This is a genomic window from Herbaspirillum sp. GW822-FHT03A08, from assembly GCF_058801885.1.
In genome coordinates, this window is sequence record NZ_JBXANR010000004.1 from 259,065 (window position 1) to 276,750 (window position 17,686).

Annotated in this window: 19 protein-coding genes; 16 read left to right on the top strand and 3 right to left on the bottom strand. The window is 60.5% G+C overall.

Translation table 11 applies throughout. The features are described 5' to 3' along the window. The first annotated feature begins 52 nt into the window (after positions 1-52). From AC1RN6_RS14385 to AC1RN6_RS14455, 15 genes are all read left to right on the top strand, one after another. The gene (locus tag AC1RN6_RS14385; RefSeq protein WP_493006119.1) at positions 53-583 is read left to right on the top strand and encodes an LPS-assembly lipoprotein LptE; all 531 of its coding nucleotides are present in this window, start codon (positions 53-55) and stop codon (positions 581-583) included. A gap of 3 nt (positions 584-586) precedes the next feature. Then, positions 587-1,606 carry a DNA polymerase III subunit delta gene (gene holA, locus AC1RN6_RS14390; protein ID WP_493006120.1) on the top strand — a complete coding sequence of 340 codons (1,020 nt, stop codon included), beginning with the start codon at positions 587-589 and terminating at the stop codon, positions 1,604-1,606. Between the two features lie 136 nt (positions 1,607-1,742). Continuing rightward, positions 1,743-3,008: a glutamate-5-semialdehyde dehydrogenase gene (locus AC1RN6_RS14395; RefSeq protein ID WP_493006121.1), complete on the top strand. Its 1,266-nt coding sequence runs from the start codon at positions 1,743-1,745 to the stop codon at positions 3,006-3,008. 46 nt (positions 3,009-3,054) lie between these two features. Continuing rightward, positions 3,055-3,477: a CopD family protein gene (locus AC1RN6_RS14400; protein WP_493006122.1), complete on the top strand. Its 423-nt coding sequence runs from the start codon at positions 3,055-3,057 to the stop codon at positions 3,475-3,477. Positions 3,478-3,500: 23 nt separating this feature from the next. Beyond that, a complete protein-coding gene (locus AC1RN6_RS14405; protein ID WP_493006123.1) occupies positions 3,501-4,106 on the top strand; it encodes a 2-hydroxychromene-2-carboxylate isomerase in 606 nt (201 codons plus the stop codon). A 184-nt stretch (positions 4,107-4,290) separates the two neighbouring features. Next, complete coding sequence (locus AC1RN6_RS14410; RefSeq protein WP_493006124.1) at positions 4,291-5,532, top strand: THUMP domain-containing class I SAM-dependent RNA methyltransferase; 1,242 nt, start codon at positions 4,291-4,293, stop codon at positions 5,530-5,532. Positions 5,533-5,677: 145 nt separating this feature from the next. Then, complete coding sequence (locus AC1RN6_RS14415) at positions 5,678-6,100, top strand: DoxX family protein (RefSeq protein WP_493006125.1); 423 nt, start codon at positions 5,678-5,680, stop codon at positions 6,098-6,100. A 58-nt stretch (positions 6,101-6,158) separates the two neighbouring features. Then, positions 6,159-6,983 (top strand): dioxygenase family protein, encoded by an 825-nt coding sequence (locus tag AC1RN6_RS14420; protein WP_493006126.1) that lies wholly within the window; start codon positions 6,159-6,161, stop codon positions 6,981-6,983. Positions 6,984-7,003: 20 nt separating this feature from the next. Beyond that, a complete protein-coding gene (locus AC1RN6_RS14425) occupies positions 7,004-7,906 on the top strand; it encodes a LysR family transcriptional regulator (protein WP_493006127.1) in 903 nt (300 codons plus the stop codon). Positions 7,907-8,297: 391 nt separating this feature from the next. Beyond that, entirely contained in the window at positions 8,298-8,825 is a 528-nt protein-coding gene (locus tag AC1RN6_RS14430; protein ID WP_493006128.1) for a 2,4'-dihydroxyacetophenone dioxygenase family protein, read from the top strand. A 15-nt stretch (positions 8,826-8,840) separates the two neighbouring features. Then, a complete protein-coding gene (locus AC1RN6_RS14435) occupies positions 8,841-9,575 on the top strand; it encodes an SDR family oxidoreductase (RefSeq protein ID WP_493006129.1) in 735 nt (244 codons plus the stop codon). Positions 9,576-9,986: 411 nt separating this feature from the next. Beyond that, entirely contained in the window at positions 9,987-11,276 is a 1,290-nt protein-coding gene (locus AC1RN6_RS14440; protein ID WP_493006130.1) for an MFS transporter, read from the top strand. 31 nt (positions 11,277-11,307) lie between these two features. Further along, a complete protein-coding gene (locus AC1RN6_RS14445) occupies positions 11,308-12,033 on the top strand; it encodes an SDR family NAD(P)-dependent oxidoreductase (protein WP_493006131.1) in 726 nt (241 codons plus the stop codon). Positions 12,034-12,164: 131 nt separating this feature from the next. Continuing rightward, a complete protein-coding gene (locus tag AC1RN6_RS14450) occupies positions 12,165-12,962 on the top strand; it encodes an IclR family transcriptional regulator (RefSeq protein ID WP_493006132.1) in 798 nt (265 codons plus the stop codon). 133 nt (positions 12,963-13,095) lie between these two features. Further along, the gene (locus AC1RN6_RS14455; protein ID WP_493006133.1) at positions 13,096-13,695 is read left to right on the top strand and encodes a hypothetical protein; all 600 of its coding nucleotides are present in this window, start codon (positions 13,096-13,098) and stop codon (positions 13,693-13,695) included. A 59-nt stretch (positions 13,696-13,754) separates the two neighbouring features. Here AC1RN6_RS14455 and AC1RN6_RS14460 read toward each other — a convergent pair whose 3' ends face one another. Continuing rightward, positions 13,755-15,413, bottom strand: a complete 1,659-nt coding sequence (locus AC1RN6_RS14460) for an alkaline phosphatase D family protein (RefSeq protein WP_493006134.1) — start codon at positions 15,411-15,413, stop codon at positions 13,755-13,757. A 384-nt stretch (positions 15,414-15,797) separates the two neighbouring features. Here AC1RN6_RS14460 and AC1RN6_RS14465 point away from each other — a divergent pair, with 384 nt between their 5' ends. Further along, entirely contained in the window at positions 15,798-17,000 is a 1,203-nt protein-coding gene (locus tag AC1RN6_RS14465) for an ammonium transporter (RefSeq protein ID WP_493006135.1), read from the top strand. 11 nt (positions 17,001-17,011) lie between these two features. On the opposite strand, the gene AC1RN6_RS14470 is transcribed toward AC1RN6_RS14465, so the two are convergent. Both AC1RN6_RS14470 and AC1RN6_RS14475 read right to left on the bottom strand, forming a co-directional pair. Beyond that, positions 17,012-17,146, bottom strand: coding sequence for a hypothetical protein (locus tag AC1RN6_RS14470; RefSeq protein ID WP_493006136.1), 135 nt, complete (start codon positions 17,144-17,146; stop codon positions 17,012-17,014). Further along, the gene (locus tag AC1RN6_RS14475; RefSeq protein ID WP_493006137.1) at positions 17,124-17,564 is read right to left on the bottom strand and encodes a hypothetical protein; all 441 of its coding nucleotides are present in this window, start codon (positions 17,562-17,564) and stop codon (positions 17,124-17,126) included. The genes AC1RN6_RS14470 and AC1RN6_RS14475 overlap by 23 nt, the downstream gene beginning before the upstream one ends. Between the last annotated feature and the right edge of the window lie 122 nt (positions 17,565-17,686).

Genomic DNA, 17,686 nt, shown 5'->3' on the forward strand with positions numbered 1-17,686 from the left:
CATAGCGATACGCAAAACGTCACGCCCACGAACCTGACCACGGACACAATACATGCCATTTCAACTTCACCGACGCAAAGCACTGCAATGGTTCCTGATGCTGCTGGCAGCGGTCATGCTCAGCGCCTGCGGCTTTCATATGCGTGGGCCGGCGCAGTTGCCGTTCAAGTCGATTTACCTTAGTTTTTCCGGCAACTCGTCACTGGGTACGGAGCTGAAACGCTATATCCGCGCCAGCGGCGTGAAAGTCACGGAGCAGGCGACTGAGGCGGAAGCGATCCTGCAGGTATTGGCGGACACGCGCGAGAAAAAGATCCTGTCCCTGAACACCAACGGCCAGGTACGCGAATACAGCCTGTATCAACGCTTCAGCTTCCAGGTCAAGGACCAGGCCGGCAAGGTGCTGATTGCACCGGCGTCCATCGTCCTCAAGCGCGACATCACCTATGACGCCAACCAGGAACTGGCGAAGCAGGCCGAAGAAGTCCTGCTGTACCGCGACATGCAAAGCGATCTGGTGCAACAGATCCTGCGCCGCCTGTCCGCGACCAAGACCAACGTCGACGAAACCATCGAGGAATAACAGATGCAGCTGCGGCTTGACGCGCTCGACACGCACCTGGCGAAATCGCTGTCGCCGCTGTATGTCATCGCCAGCGACGAACATCTGCTGGCGCTGGAAGCCGCTGACAAGATCCGCAAGACCGCGCGCGCCAACGGCTACACCGAACGCGACGTGCTGGTGGTCGAGCGCAGCTTCAAATGGGGCGAACTGCTCGCCGCCAACCAGTCGCAGTCGCTGTTTGGCGACAAGAAACTGATCGAGCTGCGCATCCCCACCGGCAAACCCGGCAAGGACGGCGGCCAGGCATTGCAGGAATATGCCGCCAACCTGAACCCGGACAACCTGACCATCATCAGCCTGCCCAAGCTGGACTGGGCTACCGCCAAAGCGGCCTGGGTCGGCACCCTGCAACAGGCCGGCGTGTACATCGATATTCCGCTGGTCGAGCGCGCGCATCTGCCCGGCTGGATCGGCAACCGCCTCGCTGCCCAGCAGCAAAGCGCCGATCGCCAGTGCATGGATTTCATCGCCGACCGCGTCGAGGGCAATCTGCTCGCCGCGCATCAGGAAATCCAGAAGCTCGGCCTGCTCTACCCCACCGGCAAGCTGACGTTCGAGCAGGTTCACGATGCCGTGCTGAACGTGGCGCGCTATGACGTCTTCAAGCTCAACGAAGCCATGCTGTCGGGCGACGCCGCGCGGCTCATGCGCATGATGGATGGTTTGAAAGGCGAAGGCGAAGCCCTGCCGCTGGTGCTGTGGGCTGTGGCCGAAGAAGTGCGCACGCTGCTCAAGCTGAAATCCGGCGTCACGCAAGGCAAGCAACTGGGCATGCTGCTCAAGGAATACCGCATCTGGGGACCGCGCGAAAAACTGATGGAACCGGCATTGCGCCGCATCAGCTTGCCGACGCTGCAGACCGCGTTGCAGGAAGCCGCGCAGATCGACAAGATGGTCAAGGGCTTGCGCGCAAAAGCGTTTTCCGGCGATGCCTGGGATGCACTGTCGCAGTTAGGCCTCAAACTCGCACGCGGCTATTGAGAACGGCTAACAAAAGGCTGCTGGCGGCGTTGCACCTCCTTGCCGTACATTCGTACTGTCTGCGTCGGTCCGTCTTGCCAGCAACCTTTTGTTAGCCGCTAGCCGCTCTATTTGGAATGTGAAGAACGACATGACTATGAACATCGAACAGTATATGAACGACATCGGCCAGCGCGCCCGCAAGGCATCGCGCGCCATGGCCAAAGCCGACAGCGCCGCGAAAAACCGCGCACTGACGCTGATCGCAGCCGCCATCCGCCGCGACGCCGACACGCTGCGCGCCGCCAACCAGCAAGACCTGGCGGCCGCCCGCGACAACGGCTTGTCGGACGCCATGCTCGATCGCCTGACGCTGTCCGACAAGGCCATCGCCACCATGGCCGAAGGCCTGGAGCAGATCGTCGCCCTGCCCGATCCTATCGGTGAAATTTCCAACATGAAATACCGCCCGACCGGCATCCAGGTCGGCCAGATGCGCGTGCCGCTGGGCGTGATCGGCATCATCTATGAAGCACGTCCTAACGTCACCGTCGACGCCGCCGGCCTGTGCATAAAGAGCGGCAACGCCACCATCCTGCGCGGCGGTTCCGAAGCGATCCACTGCAATCAGGCGCTGGCAAAACTGGTCAAGGAAGGCCTGGCCGGCGCCGGCCTGCCGCAAGACGCGGTGCAAGTGGTCGAGACCACCGACCGTGCTGCCGTCGGCGCGCTGATCACCATGACCGAGTACGTCGACGTCATCGTGCCGCGTGGCGGCAAGGGACTGATCGAGCGTCTGATCAAGGAATCCAAGGTGCCGATGATCAAGCATCTGGACGGCATCTGCCACGTCTATATCGACGACAAGGCCGACCTGCAAAAGGCGCTTGACGTCGCCTTCAACGCCAAGTGCCATCGCTACGGCACCTGCAACACCATGGAAACCCTGCTGGTGGCGCGCGCCATTGCAGCCGATGCGTTGCCGAAGCTGGCCGGGCTGTACCGCGCCAAGGAAGTCGAATTGCGCGGCGACACGGAAAGCCGCCAGATCCTGGACGGTTATCCGCTGCTGAAAGAAGCCGTCGAAGAAGACTGGAGCACCGAATACCTGGCCCCTATTCTGGCCGTTAGGATCGTCGCCGACATGGATGAGGCGATCGAGCACATCAACACTTACTCGTCGCAGCACACCGACGCCATCGTCACCGAAGACTACACCCGCGCCATGCGTTTCCTGCGCGAAGTCGACTCGGCCTCGGTGATGGTCAATGCGTCGACGCGTTTCGCCGACGGTTTCGAATACGGCCTCGGCGCCGAGATCGGTATCTCCAACGACAAGCTGCACGCACGCGGCCCGGTCGGACTGGAAGGTCTGACTTCGCTCAAGTACGTGGTGCTGGGTCAAGGACAAGTACGTCAGTAAGCACATAACCGTTGTCCCCTTCAATAGCCGTCGCCAAGGAAGTCGCATGCTCTGGATCAAAGCCCTGCACATCGTGTTCATCGCCTCGTGGTTCGCCGGCCTGTTCTACCTGCCGCGCATCTTCGTCAATCTGGCGCAGGAAACCGAAATCGTCGTAAAAGAACGCCTGCTCGGCATGGCGCGCCGCCTGTATCGTTTCACCACCATTCTGGCGATTCCTGCGCTCGCGCTGGGCCTCTACCTGTATCTGGTCATCGGCATCGGCAAAGGTCCCGGCAACGGCTGGATGCACGCCAAGCTGGCGCTGGTGATTCTGGTGATCGGCTATCACCACGCCTGCGGTTCGCTGCTCAAGAAGTTCGAAAACGGCCAGAACAAGCGCAGCCACAAGTGGTTCCGCTGGTTCAATGAAGTCCCGGTATTATTGCTGTTGGCCATTGTGATTCTGGTCGTCGTCAAACCCTTCTGATCCATCCTTTTACGGAGTCCTTCATGGGCAAAGTATGTGAATACTTCTTCGCGCCGCATTCCCCCTTTGCTTATCTGGGGCACGCGCGTTTTGTCGCACTGGCCAAGCAATATGACGTACAGGTCGTGCTCAAGCCGTTCGACCTGAGCAAGATTTTCGGCCAGTCCGGCGGCTTGCCGCTGGCCAAGCGCGCGCCGCAACGCCAGGCGTATCGCCTCAAGGAGCTGGCGCGCTGGAGCAAATTCCTCGGCCTGCCGATGAACCTGCAGCCAACTTACTTTCCGGTGCAAAGCGACGCCGCCGCGCGCCTGATCATCGCCACGCAACTGGCGCACGGCACCAATGCGGCGCTGGAACTGACCGGCGCCGTCATGCGCGCGATCTGGGAAGAAGAAAAGAACATCGCCGACAACGACACGCTGCTGGCGATCGCCAACGGCCTCGGCCACGACGGCGCGAGCCTGCTGAAGTCTTCCGAGACCGCCAGCGTGCAGGCCGAGTTCGACCGCTTCAGCGAAGAAGCCACCGCCGCCAACGTGTTCGGCGCGCCATGGTTTGTGGTGGACGGTGAAGGCTATTGGGGTCAGGACCGCCTCGATTTCGTCGAACGCGCATTTGCAGAGAAATAAGTTGCCGAAGGTCAGTTTGCATCGGCAACAGCAGTAAAAGATTCGTCATTCCCGCCCAGGCGGGAATCTGGCGGCGTTGATCGGAAGATGCCGTCGACGTCGCCGGAAGAAACACCCGCAACGCGATATCAGATCGTGCTGCAACACAGGCATCACTCTCCCCAACGGACAAAAGGTACCCCTTATGAGCACCAACTATTCCTATTTTTGCCCCTGCCCGCGCGGCCTGGAAGTCGCACTCGCAGAAGAACTCAACGAAATCGCCCAACTGGCCGGCCCGGATGCCAACCTCAAGGTACACAACCAGGTTCCCGGCGGCGTACATTGCTCCGGTACGATCATCGGCGCGTATCAGCTGAACCTGCGTTCGCGCATCGCCAGCCGTGTACTGCTGCGCCTCGCGCACGGTTCTTACAAGAACGAAAACGACATCTACGACCTGACCCTCGAACAAGAGTGGGAAAACTGGTTCGAGGTCTCGCACACGATCCGCGTCGATGTCACCGCGGTCAAGTCGCCGCTGCGCAGCCTCGAATTCGCCACCCTGAAAATCAAGGACGCCATCTGCGACCGTTTCCGCGAACGTTTCGACGAGCGCCCATCGGTCAACACCAAAACGCCGGACATGCGCATCTCGGGCTTCCTCGACGCGCACAATTTCACGATCTATCTCGATACCTCCGGCGAAGCGCTGTTCAAGCGCGGCTGGCGCGACGACACCGGCGAAGCGCCGCTGCGCGAAAACCTTGCTGCCGGCCTGTTGCGCACCAGCGGCTGGAAACCCGGCATGGTGCTGTTCGACCCGATGTGCGGCTCCGGCACTATCCTGGCCGAGGCAGCGCAGATGCTGGCCGGCATCCCGCCGGGCGCACGCCGCCGTTTCGCGTTTGAAAAATTCGACAACTTCGACGCCGAAGCCTGGCTGGCGATCAAGGGCGACTTCAAGCCGAATGCTCTGCCGACCGTGCCAACGATTTTCGGCAGCGACATTTCCGGCGACATGGTCAACATCGCGCGCAACAATCTGCGCAAGGCCGGCATCCAGTTCGAAGTGCCACTGAAGCAGATCGAGGCGCAGGAAGTTAAGCCTCCTGTCGACGCAAACGGCAATCCGGCCACCGGCATCATGCTGACCAACCCACCCTACGGCGAGCGTCTGAGCGTGCGCGGCGATGCCGCCGTGCCGACCGACGAGCTGTTCGTCGCCTTCTTCAGCGCCTTCGGCACCACGCTCAAGCAGCGTTTCGCCGGCTGGAGCGTATTTCTGTTCTCCGCCGACCTCGGCCTGCCGAAATTGTTGCGCCTGAAAGAAGCTCGCAAGACGCCGTTCTTCAACGGGGCCCTGGAATGCCGCTTGTTCCGCTTCGACATGGTGGAAGGCTTCAACCGCCGTGAAGCGGCGAAGCCCAAGCAGGATCAGGCCTAAGCATCACTGGCGGGACGAATTGCTCCGATTGTCAACGCAATCGAGACAATTCATCCCGCTGCGCCTTATTTATCCCGGACTCGCTTTTCCCTACAGTTACTCCCATCGAAGCCAATCATGGCCTCATTCATCTTCGGGAGCTAACATGACCACCACTACCATCAATACCAAAGCCGACTACGCCGCCTTCCTGCTGCGCGTGACTTCCGGTTTGTTTTTCCTCGCTCACGCGGCAATGAAGATTTTTGTCTTCACCCTGCCCGGCACCGCTGCTTTCTTTGAATCGCTGGGCCTGCCCGGTTTTCTCGCTTACCTGATCATCCTGCTGGAAGTGGTCGGCGGCATCGCGCTGGTAATCGGTTTCTACGGCGACCTGCTGGCGATTCCACTGGCCATCGACCTGGTCGGCGCCATCGTCACCGTGCACGGCAAGAACGGCTTCTTCTTCAGCAACCCCAAGGGCGGCTGGGAATATCTGGCCATGTGGATTGTTGCGCTGATCGCGGTCTATCTGCTCGGCAACGGCGCCTTCGCCGTCAAGCGCAAGAGTCTGAACAAGCCTGCATAATCGTCAGCAAAACGTTTTCCCCCGGGGCTGCGGCCCCGATTCCGGATTGGAGTACATCATGTCTATCGCACTTCCTTCGCTTTTCGTTTCCCACGGTTCGCCCATGCTGGCGGTCGAACCGGGCAAGACCGGCCCGCTGTTGCGCAGCATCGGCGAGCGCCTGCCCACACCCCAAGCCATCCTCGTCGTATCCCCGCACTGGGAAACCCAGACGCCGCGCGTCGGCAATCTGGCCAGACAGCGCGTGATCCATGATTTCGGCGGCTTTCCGCGTGAGCTGTATGAACTGGACTACCCCGCCGCCGGTTCACCGGAACTGGCAGAGCGCGTAGCAGGCTTGCTGCGCGACGCCGGCCTGCACGCGCAGACCGACGATGGCTGGGGTCTCGATCACGGTACCTGGGTGCCGCTGCGCTATCTGTATCCGCAGGCGAATATCCCGGTGGTGCAGTTGTCGCTGCAACCGCATCGGCCACCGGCTTATCACTACCGGATCGGCCAGTTGCTGGCGCCCCTGGCAAAGGAAGGCATCCTGCTGGTCGGCTCGGGCAGCTTCACGCACAACCTGCGCGAACTGCGCCGCAACGATCCGGATTCAGGGGATGCGCCGCACACGATCGAATTCCTGCAATGGTTCCTGACGCAGATGCAGGCGGGCAATCTGGAAGCGCTGCTGGACTATCGCCATTCGGCGCCGCACTCGGTGCGCACCCATCCGACCGACGAACATCTGCTGACCTTGTTCTTCGCCATGGGCGCTGCCGACGACTGGACGCAACTGGTGCATCTGGATAGCGGTTCGACGTATCATAGCCTGCGCATGGATGCCTTCGCCTTCGGCACTGAGTCGTCCATCCTCGCGGATTTACCCGCTGCTGCCTGAACCTCTTCAGAGAGAATCGTTTGAATAAACTGCGCGAAATCGAATGCTTCATTGCTGTCGCCGAGCTGGGCAGCTTCGTCAAGGCGGCTGATGCCCTGAACGTGTCCAAGGCGGCGGTTTCGCGCACGATTCTCGAACTGGAAGCGCGGCTCGGCGCACGCCTGATGCAACGCACGACGCGCCGGCTGTCGCTGACCGAGGCCGGGTCCTTGTATCTGGAACGCTGCAAGCACATCGTCTCGGCGCTGGAAGATGCGGACCAGATGCTCACCGTCGGCAATACCGATCCGACCGGCCTGCTGCGCATCAATGTGCCACAGACCTTCGGGGTGCTGCATCTGGTCAACGTCTGGCCTTGCCTGCTGCGCCGCTATCCCGGCATCAAGCTCGACATCACGCTGTCGGACCGCATCGTCGACATCATCGAAGAAGGCTACGACCTTGCCATCCGCATCGCGCGCCTGCCTAACTCGTCACTCATCTATCGCAAGCTGGCATCGACCCGCATCGTCGTCTGCGCCTCGCCCGAGTATCTGGAAAAGCACGGCACGCCGCAGCATCCGGACGATCTCAAGGATCACATGGTGATGGGCTACAGCTACTCGGCCGACAAGGACGAGTGGCATTTCGAAGGCCCCGAGGGCGCCGTCAGCGTCAAGACCAACGTACGCATGCACGCCAACAATGGCGACACCTGCGTGGCCGCGGCGCTGGCCGGCATCGGCATCACACGCCAGCCGACCTTCATGTTGAGCGAGCATATCCGCAGCGGCAAACTGGTGCCGATCATGCCCGGCTACATGTCGGCCGAGCTCGGCATCTATGCGGTCTACCCGAGCCGTACACACCTGCCTGCCAAGGTGCGCGCGACCATCGACTTTCTCGTGCATGCGTTTGAGGAAGTGCAGTGGGAAGACAAGTAAATCTGCACGCGTTCGCGTATCCGGTGGCAACAGAACGACTAATTGCAGACACAATCCGGCTCGTATAACTCCCTCCGGTTTCCTGACCATTTCCTGACCAAGTGAAAAAATCCGCAGCCTCGCGGATTTTTTTTCATCTCCCTTTTCAGCGGCGCGTTGAAGGTGCACAATCCGCGCTCGTGATTAGTGGTCTGACCATTGGACGGATTTTCTTTTCCCTCAGTGCGCATGCGGTTTTTGCTCGTATCTGCGCGTATGGACTCAACGTGAACGGCTTGACATACTCTTCGGATTGATTCAAAGTGACCACATTGCAGACTATATGTCCATATATTGGACAACAGAATAGTCCGAAGCAACCGGAATCGCCGAAAACCTGAGGAGAAGACATATGCAACCCACTACCCCAGAGGCATCGAAAATGATGCCCTACCAATACCCGAACCCGAAAGAAGCGCCGCTGGAGATCGTGGTCGGCTCCGCCATTCCCGAGGATGAAAGAGTCTGGGTGCCGCAAGCCGAGAACGTCTGGTTCCGTCCGCTGTGCCTGAATGTCTCGCAAGGCTACTGGACCAACCTGCTGCGCGTGCGCAAGTCCGGCGTGCTGAGCCGCCATCGCCATCCGGCGCCGGTGCACGGCATGGTGCTCAAAGGCCGCTGGCGCTATCTGGAACACAACTGGATCGCCGAACAAGGCAGCTACGTATTCGAACCGCCGGGCGAAACCCACACCCTGTACGTGCCGGAAGACGTGGAAGAAATGATCACCTACTTCCACATCACGGGCGTGATGTACTACTGCGATCCGTTCGGCAAGTTCGAGGGCTATGAAGACGTCTTCACCAAACTCGAAATGTGCAAGGCGCATTATGAGAAGGTCGGTCTGGGCGCCGATTTCGTGCAGCAGTTCGTGCGTTAAGAAATGACCGACGCCATGAGCTACGCACAAGCCGATTACAACTTCCAGGGCGCGGTTGCCGTGGTCACCGGCGGTACCGGCGGCATCGGCGCCGCCATCAGTGCGCGTCTGGCGCAGGCCGGCGCGGAAGTCATTTGCTGGGACCTGAAGCCTGCCGTCGATTCGTCTTTCCCACAAGACACCGTCGACGTCACCGATCCGGCTTCGGTCGAGGCCGCCACGCAACGCCTGCTGGCGTCGCGCGGCCACATCGATTTTCTGATCAACAATGCCGGCTATGCCGGTTCGACCGTGCCGCTGGACGAATACGACGTCGCCGAATGGCATCGCATCGTTGAAGTCAATCTGATGGGCGTGTTCCACACCTGCCGCTCGGTGGTGCCCGCCATGCGCGCCGCCGGGCAAGGCCGCATCGTCAACATCGCGTCGCTGGCCGGTAAAGAAGGCACGCCCAACGCGTCCGCCTACAGCGCCTCCAAAGCGGGCGTGCTGGCATTGACCAAGTCGCTCGGCAAGGAACTGGCCAATGCCGGCATCCTGGTCAACGCACTGGCTCCGGCCGCAGTCAAGACCACGCTGTTGGAACAGATGAGCCCGGCGCACGTCGCCACCATGATCAGCAAGAGCCCGATGGGCCGTCTCGGCTATGTCGAGGAAGTGGCCGAGATGGTCGCCTGGTTGTGCTCCGGTTCGTGCACGTTCAACACCGGCGCTGTGTTCGACTTGTCCGGCGGACGCGCAACGTATTAAGTCGTATCAGTAACAGCCGTCCGTCGGTCACAAGCCAGCGGACGTTTCATAACGCTGCAGGAGGGCCTGCTATCAATCAATTTGCGAGTGCGAACGCGCGGCAGGCGTTGACTGCCTAGGCGCAGCGACGCGTCGTAGCGGTGCTACGGCAAGGAGCTGCAACAACGGCAGGCGACGCCTGCAGCCGTTCCCGAAGGGTTTCAACCAGAAGGCGCGCTGGCTGCGTCGCATGGCTTGCAGGTGGGCCCACCACCTGCTACGCCACGCACCTTGCCAGCACGCCTTCTGGTTGAAACGCATCTCGCAAATTGATTGATAGCAGGCCCTAAAGCACCGCAAAGACGGCGCAAGCAGGTGATGTAGCTCAGAAGCTGTTTGCCTGCAGCGCTTTACATTTACATTGGAGACAACATGGAAGTCCAAAAGAGCAGCAAGCTCAAACGTATTCAGTGGGTTGCACTGACGTTCCTGATGCTTGCCGGTATCGTCAATTACCTCGACCGCAGCACGCTGTCCATCGCCAACCACTCCGTCAGCCAGGAGCTGGGATTGAGCGCATCGGAAATGGGTCTGCTGCTGTCCGCATTCTCACTCGCTTACGCCTTCTCGCAATTGCCGATCGGCGCGATGCTCGACAAGTTCGGCGCGCGCGTGATGCTCGGCGCCGGCATGATGGTGTGGTCGGTGGCGCAACTGGCCGGCGGCTTCGTCGGCTCGCTGCATCAGTTCCTGGTGGCGCGCGTGTTCCTCGGCCTGGGTGAAGCGCCGCAGTTCCCGGCCGGCGCCAAAGTGGTTTCCGAGTGGTTCGCCGTGCGCGAGCGCGGCGGCCCGACCGGCATCTTCGTCGCCTCGTCGACCATCGGCCCTGCGCTCGCGCCGCCGATTCTGACCGTGCTGATGCTGTCGTTCGGCTGGCGCATGATGTTCGTCATCATGGGTATCGCCGGTATCGCGGTCGCAGTGGGCTGGTACATTTTCTACCGCAACCGCAATGAAGTCGAACTGACGCCATCCGAAATCCTGTATCTGGCCGACGGCACCGACAACGATCCGAACGCCAACGCCAAGCTGACCTGGCACGAGTGGAAAGGCCTGTTCAAATACCGCACCACCTGGGGCATGCTGTTCGGCTTTATGGGCGTGATCTACATGGTGTGGCTGTACCTGACATGGCTGCCTGCCTACCTGGAACATGAACGTCACCTGAGCATCGCGCGCACCGGCTGGGTGGTGGTGATTCCCTACATCTTCGGCACGCTGGGCATGCTGTCTTCCGGTTACATTGCCGACGGCCTGATGAAGCGCGGCATGGCGCCGATCCGCAGCCGCAAGTGGCCGATCTGCGCCGGCCTGATCGGTGCGGGCGCATTCACCATTCCTGCTGCTTACACACCAAGCACCACCATGGCGATCGTCTACATCTCGCTGGCGATGGCGTTCGTGAACATGGCAAGCGGCGGCGCATGGGCGCTGGTCAGCGTGGCGATTCCACGCCGTCTGGTGGCTTCGCTGGGCAGCCTGCAAAACTTCGGCGGCTACCTCGGCGGCTCGCTGGCGCCGGTCATCACCGGTGTCGTGGTCGACAAGACGCATTCGTTCGTCAACGCTTTGCTGATCAGCGCCGCCGTCGCGTTCGCTGCTGCGCTTGTGTACATGTTCGTGGTGAACAAGCCGATCGAAGGCGACAGCGCGCCGGCTTGATTTTTTGATTCACGCAAATAAGGAAAAGCACATGACATTTACTCCCAACCTGTTCCAGGGCAAGACCGCCCTGGTCACCGGCGGCACGCAAGGCATCGGCGGCGCGGTCGCCCGCCAGCTGGCCGCCATGGGGGCGAACGTGATCGCAGCAGGCCTGCCGCCGTTCGCTACCGAAGAGTTCGCCGGCACCAACGTCACGCTGGCCGAACTCAACGTGGCGTCCGACGACAGCGTCAAAAACCTGTTCGCAGGCATCAGACAACTCGACATCGTGATCAACTGCGCCGGCATCATCAAGCGCGGCGCCGAGCATGAGGTCGAGGTCTTCGAACAAGTGATCGCCGTCAACCTGACCGGCACCATGCGCGTCTGTTCGGCGGCGCGTCCCCTGCTGAAGGAAAGCAAGGGTTGCATCGTCAACCTGGCGTCGATGCTGAGCTTCTTCGGCGGCGGTCTGGTGCCGGGCTACAGCGCCAGCAAAGGCGGCGTCGCACAACTGACAAAGTCGCTGGCGATTGCTTATGCTGCAGACGGCGTCCGCGTCAACGCGGTGGCGCCGGGATGGATTGCGACGCCGCTGACCAAGGCGTTGCAGGAAGATCCGGCCCGCTCCGGCCCCATCCTGCAACGCACGCCTCTGAACCGTTGGGGCACGCCGGAGGACATCGGCAACGTCGCTGCCTTCCTGTGCACACCGGCAGCGTCCTTCATGACCGGCGCCGTGGTGCCGGTCGACGGCGGCTATCTGGTGTCGTAGTGTTTTTCCGCAGTACCTGATCTGCCTTTTTCCGGCGCCGTCCAGATTGGCGGCGCCGGAAAATCCCTCGGCTATAATGCGCCTCTGCAGTCCTCCGCCTTCCCGCCCTTTGCGCCCGACCGCCTGAAACTATGCCGACTCCCGACACCTCTGCCGAAGAGAATCCAAAGATCGCCGGTACCGCTGCGTTCTCCAAATTCATGGCCGTTCTGCAACTGATCGCCGATCAGGAAGCGCCCTTGTCGATTGCCCAGTTGAGCGCGCAGAGCGGTTATCCGCGCCCTACCGTCTATCGCATCCTCGCCGCGCTGATGGCCGAAGGCATGGTGGTGGAAAATCCGCGTACAAAGAATTTTGAACTCGGTCCACGCCTGATCAATCTGGCCAGCAAATCGTGGGCCAAATCCGACATCCGCACAGCCGCGATCGACGCCCTGCACACGCTGCGCGACACCACGCGCGAAACCGTCCATCTGGCCGTGCCCAGCGACAACGGCATGGTCTACATCGAAAAGCTGGAAAGCCCGCAAGCCGTGCGCATGACCTCACGCGTCGGCACACGCGTGACGCTGTATTCCAGTTCAGTCGGCAAAGCCTACCTCGCCGCGCTGGGTGAAGAACAACGCCGCAGCCTGCTGCGCGCCGTCAAGATGCAGAAATTCACCGAGCACACCATCACCGATCCGGAAGCCTTGCGTGCAGAAATCGCCATGACCGAGCAGCGCGGCTACGCTGAAGACCGCGAAGAGAACGAAGCGCAAATCTTTTGCCTCGGCGCCGCCATCCGCGGCAGCGACGGTGCACCGGTCGCCTGCATCAGCATCAGCATCCCGGTTTTCCGCAAGCATGAAAATCTGCTCGCCACCTACATCGATCCTCTGCTCGCGACCTGCAAATCCATCTCGCTGAAACTGGCCGGCCCGCGCTGAACACCCACGAGTTGCCGATGCCGGCGGCTCCTCTTATTTACACAGCTTAACGAAGTGTTACCAATTGCTTCCCTCGCGCATGCTGCACCGGGGAACTGTTTAAATCCTGCTTTCCGTTCGACGAAAGCAAGCCATGAAACATCTCGTTTTCCCTTCCCGTTTTGCATGCTGTCTGCGCATCGCCATGGCCACGCTCAGCCTGTCGGCATGTCTGGCGCTGCCGGCACATGCCACGCAACTCATGGATCTGTTCCCGGAAGACATCATCGCTACAGTACAACAGCTCAAACCCGAACTGAATCTCAACCCCAACCAGCAAACCCTGTGGCGCCAGACCGAGCAAAAGACGCTGGCCATTGTGCGGCAACGTCAATTACGGCGCGATCGTCTGCAGGCAGAAACCGCGCGCAACATGAACAACCCCGGTTTTGAACTGCGTGATCTCGGACGCGCCGTCGATCAGGAGTCAGCGCTCTCGGAAGCAGACAGCCGCCAACTGCGCGAACTATGGCTGACCGTTGCCGATGCGCTGGACGATACGCAACGGCAGGCGGTTCAATCATTCATCGCCGACCGCTTACAGCGTGTGGCCGAACATGGCGGCGGCGCGTCGGCAAAGAGTGAGGGCGGAGGTGGCCGTATGGGAGGCAAGCGCAGCGGCGGCGCCGGCATGGGAGGTTCGGGCGGGATGGGTGGCATGGGCGGCACGGGTGGCGGCGGATCGCAATTCTGATCGGATCCCATGCCACGCGATGCAGACACCTCCGGCAGATGCACCGGAGGCCTTTGCGCTCACACTTCGGGCGGCAATTCGACGGTGAACAGATTCTTGCCGTCGACGTTATGCAGGGATACCGTCATCACTCTGGTCTTCGCATCGATCTTGCCGATACCAAAAAACTGATACAAGTCGGCCGGCGAGCGATTCTGTTTCATGTCGGCCGGGATGCTCACATAGCGCACGTCCGGACCGAATGTCCGGTCGATCTCGCCGGGTCCGAAGGTGCCGGCATGCAGCGGTCCGCCGACAAATTCCCAGAACGGTTTGAAGTCGGTGAACTGCGCCTTCTCCGGCATGTAATAAGTCGCCGACGCATAGTGCACGTCCGCCGTCACCCATACCACGTTCTTGATGTTGTGACGCTTGATGAAGCGCAGCAGCTCGGCAACTTCCAGCTCACGTCCGGACGGTTTACCGTTGTCGGCATTGGCCCATGCCTCGAAAGTGCCTTGCGGCACATCCGGATTCAGATCCGGCACGACGATTGAAATCGGCATGTCGCTGGCGACCACCTTCCAGGTCGAGCGCGACCGCAATAATGCCTGCTTGATCCAGCGCATCTGCGCCGCACCGAGAAAGGCAGCATCCTGCCCTGGCACCAATTGGCGGTTCGGAGAATTGGCGCCGCGGTAGCTGCGTTCATCGAGCATGAACACTTCCAGCAGCGGACCATAGTTAAACGAACGATAAATGCGCTCCGGATCGGCGACGTCGATGCGGAATGGGTTGTACTCGAACATCGCCTGCCGCGCGCGCTGTTTCAGCACGTTCAGCTCACGTTCCTGATAGCGCTTCTCCGCCTCGCCGATCACCTGGCCGGGATACCAGTTGTTGCGTACTTCGTGATCGTCCCACTGCACGAGGAAAGGCACTTCCGCCATGAAGCGTTTCTTGTTGGCGTCCATCAGGTTGTAGGCGAAGTTGCCGCGATAGTCATCCAGCGTCTGCGCCACTTTGGATTTGGCAGGCGTCACCAGATTGCGCCAGATGCTGCCGTCGTCCAGCGTCACCTCGGCCTGGATCGGGCCGTCGGCGTATATCTGATCGCCCGAGTGGATGAAGAAATCCGGCTTGAAGCGGCGCATGGTTTCATACACGCGGTAACCGCCCCAGGCTTCGTTAATGCCCCATCCCTGCCCGGCTTCGTCGCCGGAAAACGCAAAACTGATGTCGCGCTCGCTACCGCCGGGAATGATCAGGCTACCGGTCACCGGTGCACTCCATGCCGACTCGTGCTGCAAGTCCTGAAAGCGCACGCGATAGAACAAACGCTGCGATACCGGCAAGCCGCGCAAGTCCACGCGCGCGGTGTAATCGTTACGTGCCAGCGCCGCTGGTCCGGCGACGGTAATCGCATTCTTGAAATTCTCGTTGACCGAATAGTCCACCACCATGCGTGCCGCGCGGTCGGTGCGGCTCCATAGCATCGCCGCATCGCGTGTGATGTCACCGCTCATGGCGCCGCTGTCGACTTGCGGACGCAAACGCTCGGACGTCACGATGGCGGGTGCTTGCTGCGCGAACGCGGGAGTGAGCGTACCGGCGGCCAGCAACGCGCCGGTACCGAGCGCGGCGTCGCGCAGAAAGTCGCGGCGGCCATTGCCGTCGCGGCTGTCATGACTATCGTTACAGCCGGAGCTGGAAGGTGAAGAGGATTGATCATCGGACATGGCGGACTCCTTGGCTGCACACACGAAAAATTGCAATGTAGCAATGCAATATGACCGTTCCATGAACAGATGCCGATCGCTACAGCGCTGCGCGCACTCGTCTTTGAATTTTCGATGTTTCCTGAATAAAACCCTGAATTACTTCCATTCTCTGCCCTCCAGACAAACGACACCCTCGATTTTGCGCAAACAGCTCGTCTTTTATGGCGCACCATGCGGACGCATCATTTCGCACGGTTTGCGTGCGGTTTTCCTGCATCAACAAAAGTCACAAAAAAATGTCCTTTAAATTCAGTTATTTAAAAATTTGCACCGAAATGGAATGAATTTTGCTTTATTAGGTGCTTTTTAAACTTTTTTGCACAATTATTGGGAGATTTTTCTGTGGACGATCACAAAAATGGTGCCGATGCGCTCTTCATTTTGCTCGGCGCAATCATGATCCTGGCGATGCATGCCGGCTTTGCCTTCTTAGAGCTAGGAACGGTACGCCGCAAAAACCAGGTCAATGCGCTGGTCAAGATCCTCGCCGATTTTGCGGTATCGACCATCGCCTACTTTTTCGTCGGCTACTACGTCGCCTACGGCGTCAGTTTCTTCAGCGGCGCCGAGACGCTGGCCGCTCGCAGCGGTTTTGAACTGGTCAAGTTCTTCTTCCTGCTGACCTTCGCTGCCGCGATTCCCGCCATCATTTCCGGCGGCATCGCCGAGCGCTCCAAATTCCACCCGCAACTGATCGCCACGGCAGTGCTGGTCGGCCTGGTGTATCCCTTCTTCGAGGGCATCGCCTGGAACCAGCACTTCGGCGTGCAGGCATGGATCAAGAACGTCTTCGGCGCCGAGTTCCACGACTTCGCCGGCTCCATCGTGGTCCATGCGGTCGGCGGCTGGATCGCCCTGCCTGCGGTATTGTTGCTGGGCGCGCGACGCGGACGCTACACCAAGGAAGGCGCGGTCGCTGCGCATCCGCCATCGAACATCCCTTTCCTCGCGCTGGGCGCCTGGATCCTCACGGTCGGCTGGTTCGGCTTCAATGTCATGAGCGCGCAAACCCTCGACAAGATGAACGGCCTGGTCGCGCTCAACTCCCTCATGGCCATGGCCGGCGGCACCCTGGTCGCGCTGATCATGGGCAAGAACGACCCCGGCTTCGTCTATAACGGTCCGCTGGCGGGACTGGTCGCGGTGTGCGCAGGCTCCGATCTGATGCACCCGCTCGGCGCGCTGGTCACCGGCGGCATCGCCGGCGCCATCTTCGTCTGGATGTTCACGCGCACGCAAAACAAATGGAAGATCGACGACGTGCTCGGCGTCTGGCCGCTGCACGGCCTGTGCGGCGCATGGGGCGGCCTGGCAGCCGGCATCTTCGGCATGAAATCACTGGGCGGCATCGGCGGCGTGTCCTTCATGGCGCAGCTGTGCGGCACCGTGCTGGGAATTGCCATTGCTTCTCTCGGCGGCTGGATCGTCTACGGCCTGCTCAAGAAAGCCATCGGCATCCGCCTCGATGCGGAACAGGAATTTGAGGGTGCGGATTTGTCAATTCACAAGATTTCGTCGACGGCGGAGCGGGAGACCAGCTGGTAGTCGCCGCCTCTTCAGCCCGCTGACTTGTCCTTGATCTGCTCGCTGAACACCGCGCCCAGCATCTTGGACAAATCCGGATTGGCGTTGCTGTCGCGAAAGCGTGCATCGACCTGCGCCGGTGGTTCATGTCCCTCCCGGGTGCACAATCGGAACGTCCTGATGCTGTACCCGGTACAAGGCGTTCCGGAACGCCGGATCCGACGGTGGTTGCGGACTCTGCTGCGGATGCTCGACGGCGATCATCGGCATCCAGTTACCGAGCTGCTGCCGTCTGCGCTCGGCCTCCTCTGCGCGCGGGCCACGTCCGCGCACCTCCAGTTCTTCAATGTAATCGAGCAGCGTCTTGGGCTTTTTTTGCTGCTTCCATTCTTTCTGATTGTTCAGTGCCGCAGCGGCAGCATCAAGCTGCGCCAGCTGTTGTGCCTGCGGCGAAATCTGCACAATGGTGTCGATGTCCTGAGTCGACACGACAGTTATCGGCGTATCCGATTGCGCTGCAATCTTCGGTGAAGAATAAGACGTATCCTTCAGCGGCGCCTGGCTGGCAGGGAGTCCAGAGATCATTTTATTTTCCTGGGTGCGGCAACGTAGCGGAGATGCAGAGCCATGTCGGAAGGCCCGCCGGGATGCGGATTAAGCCCGTCGCTTTTCAGGAAAAACCTATCGCACAGGCTTGTCAGTTTATC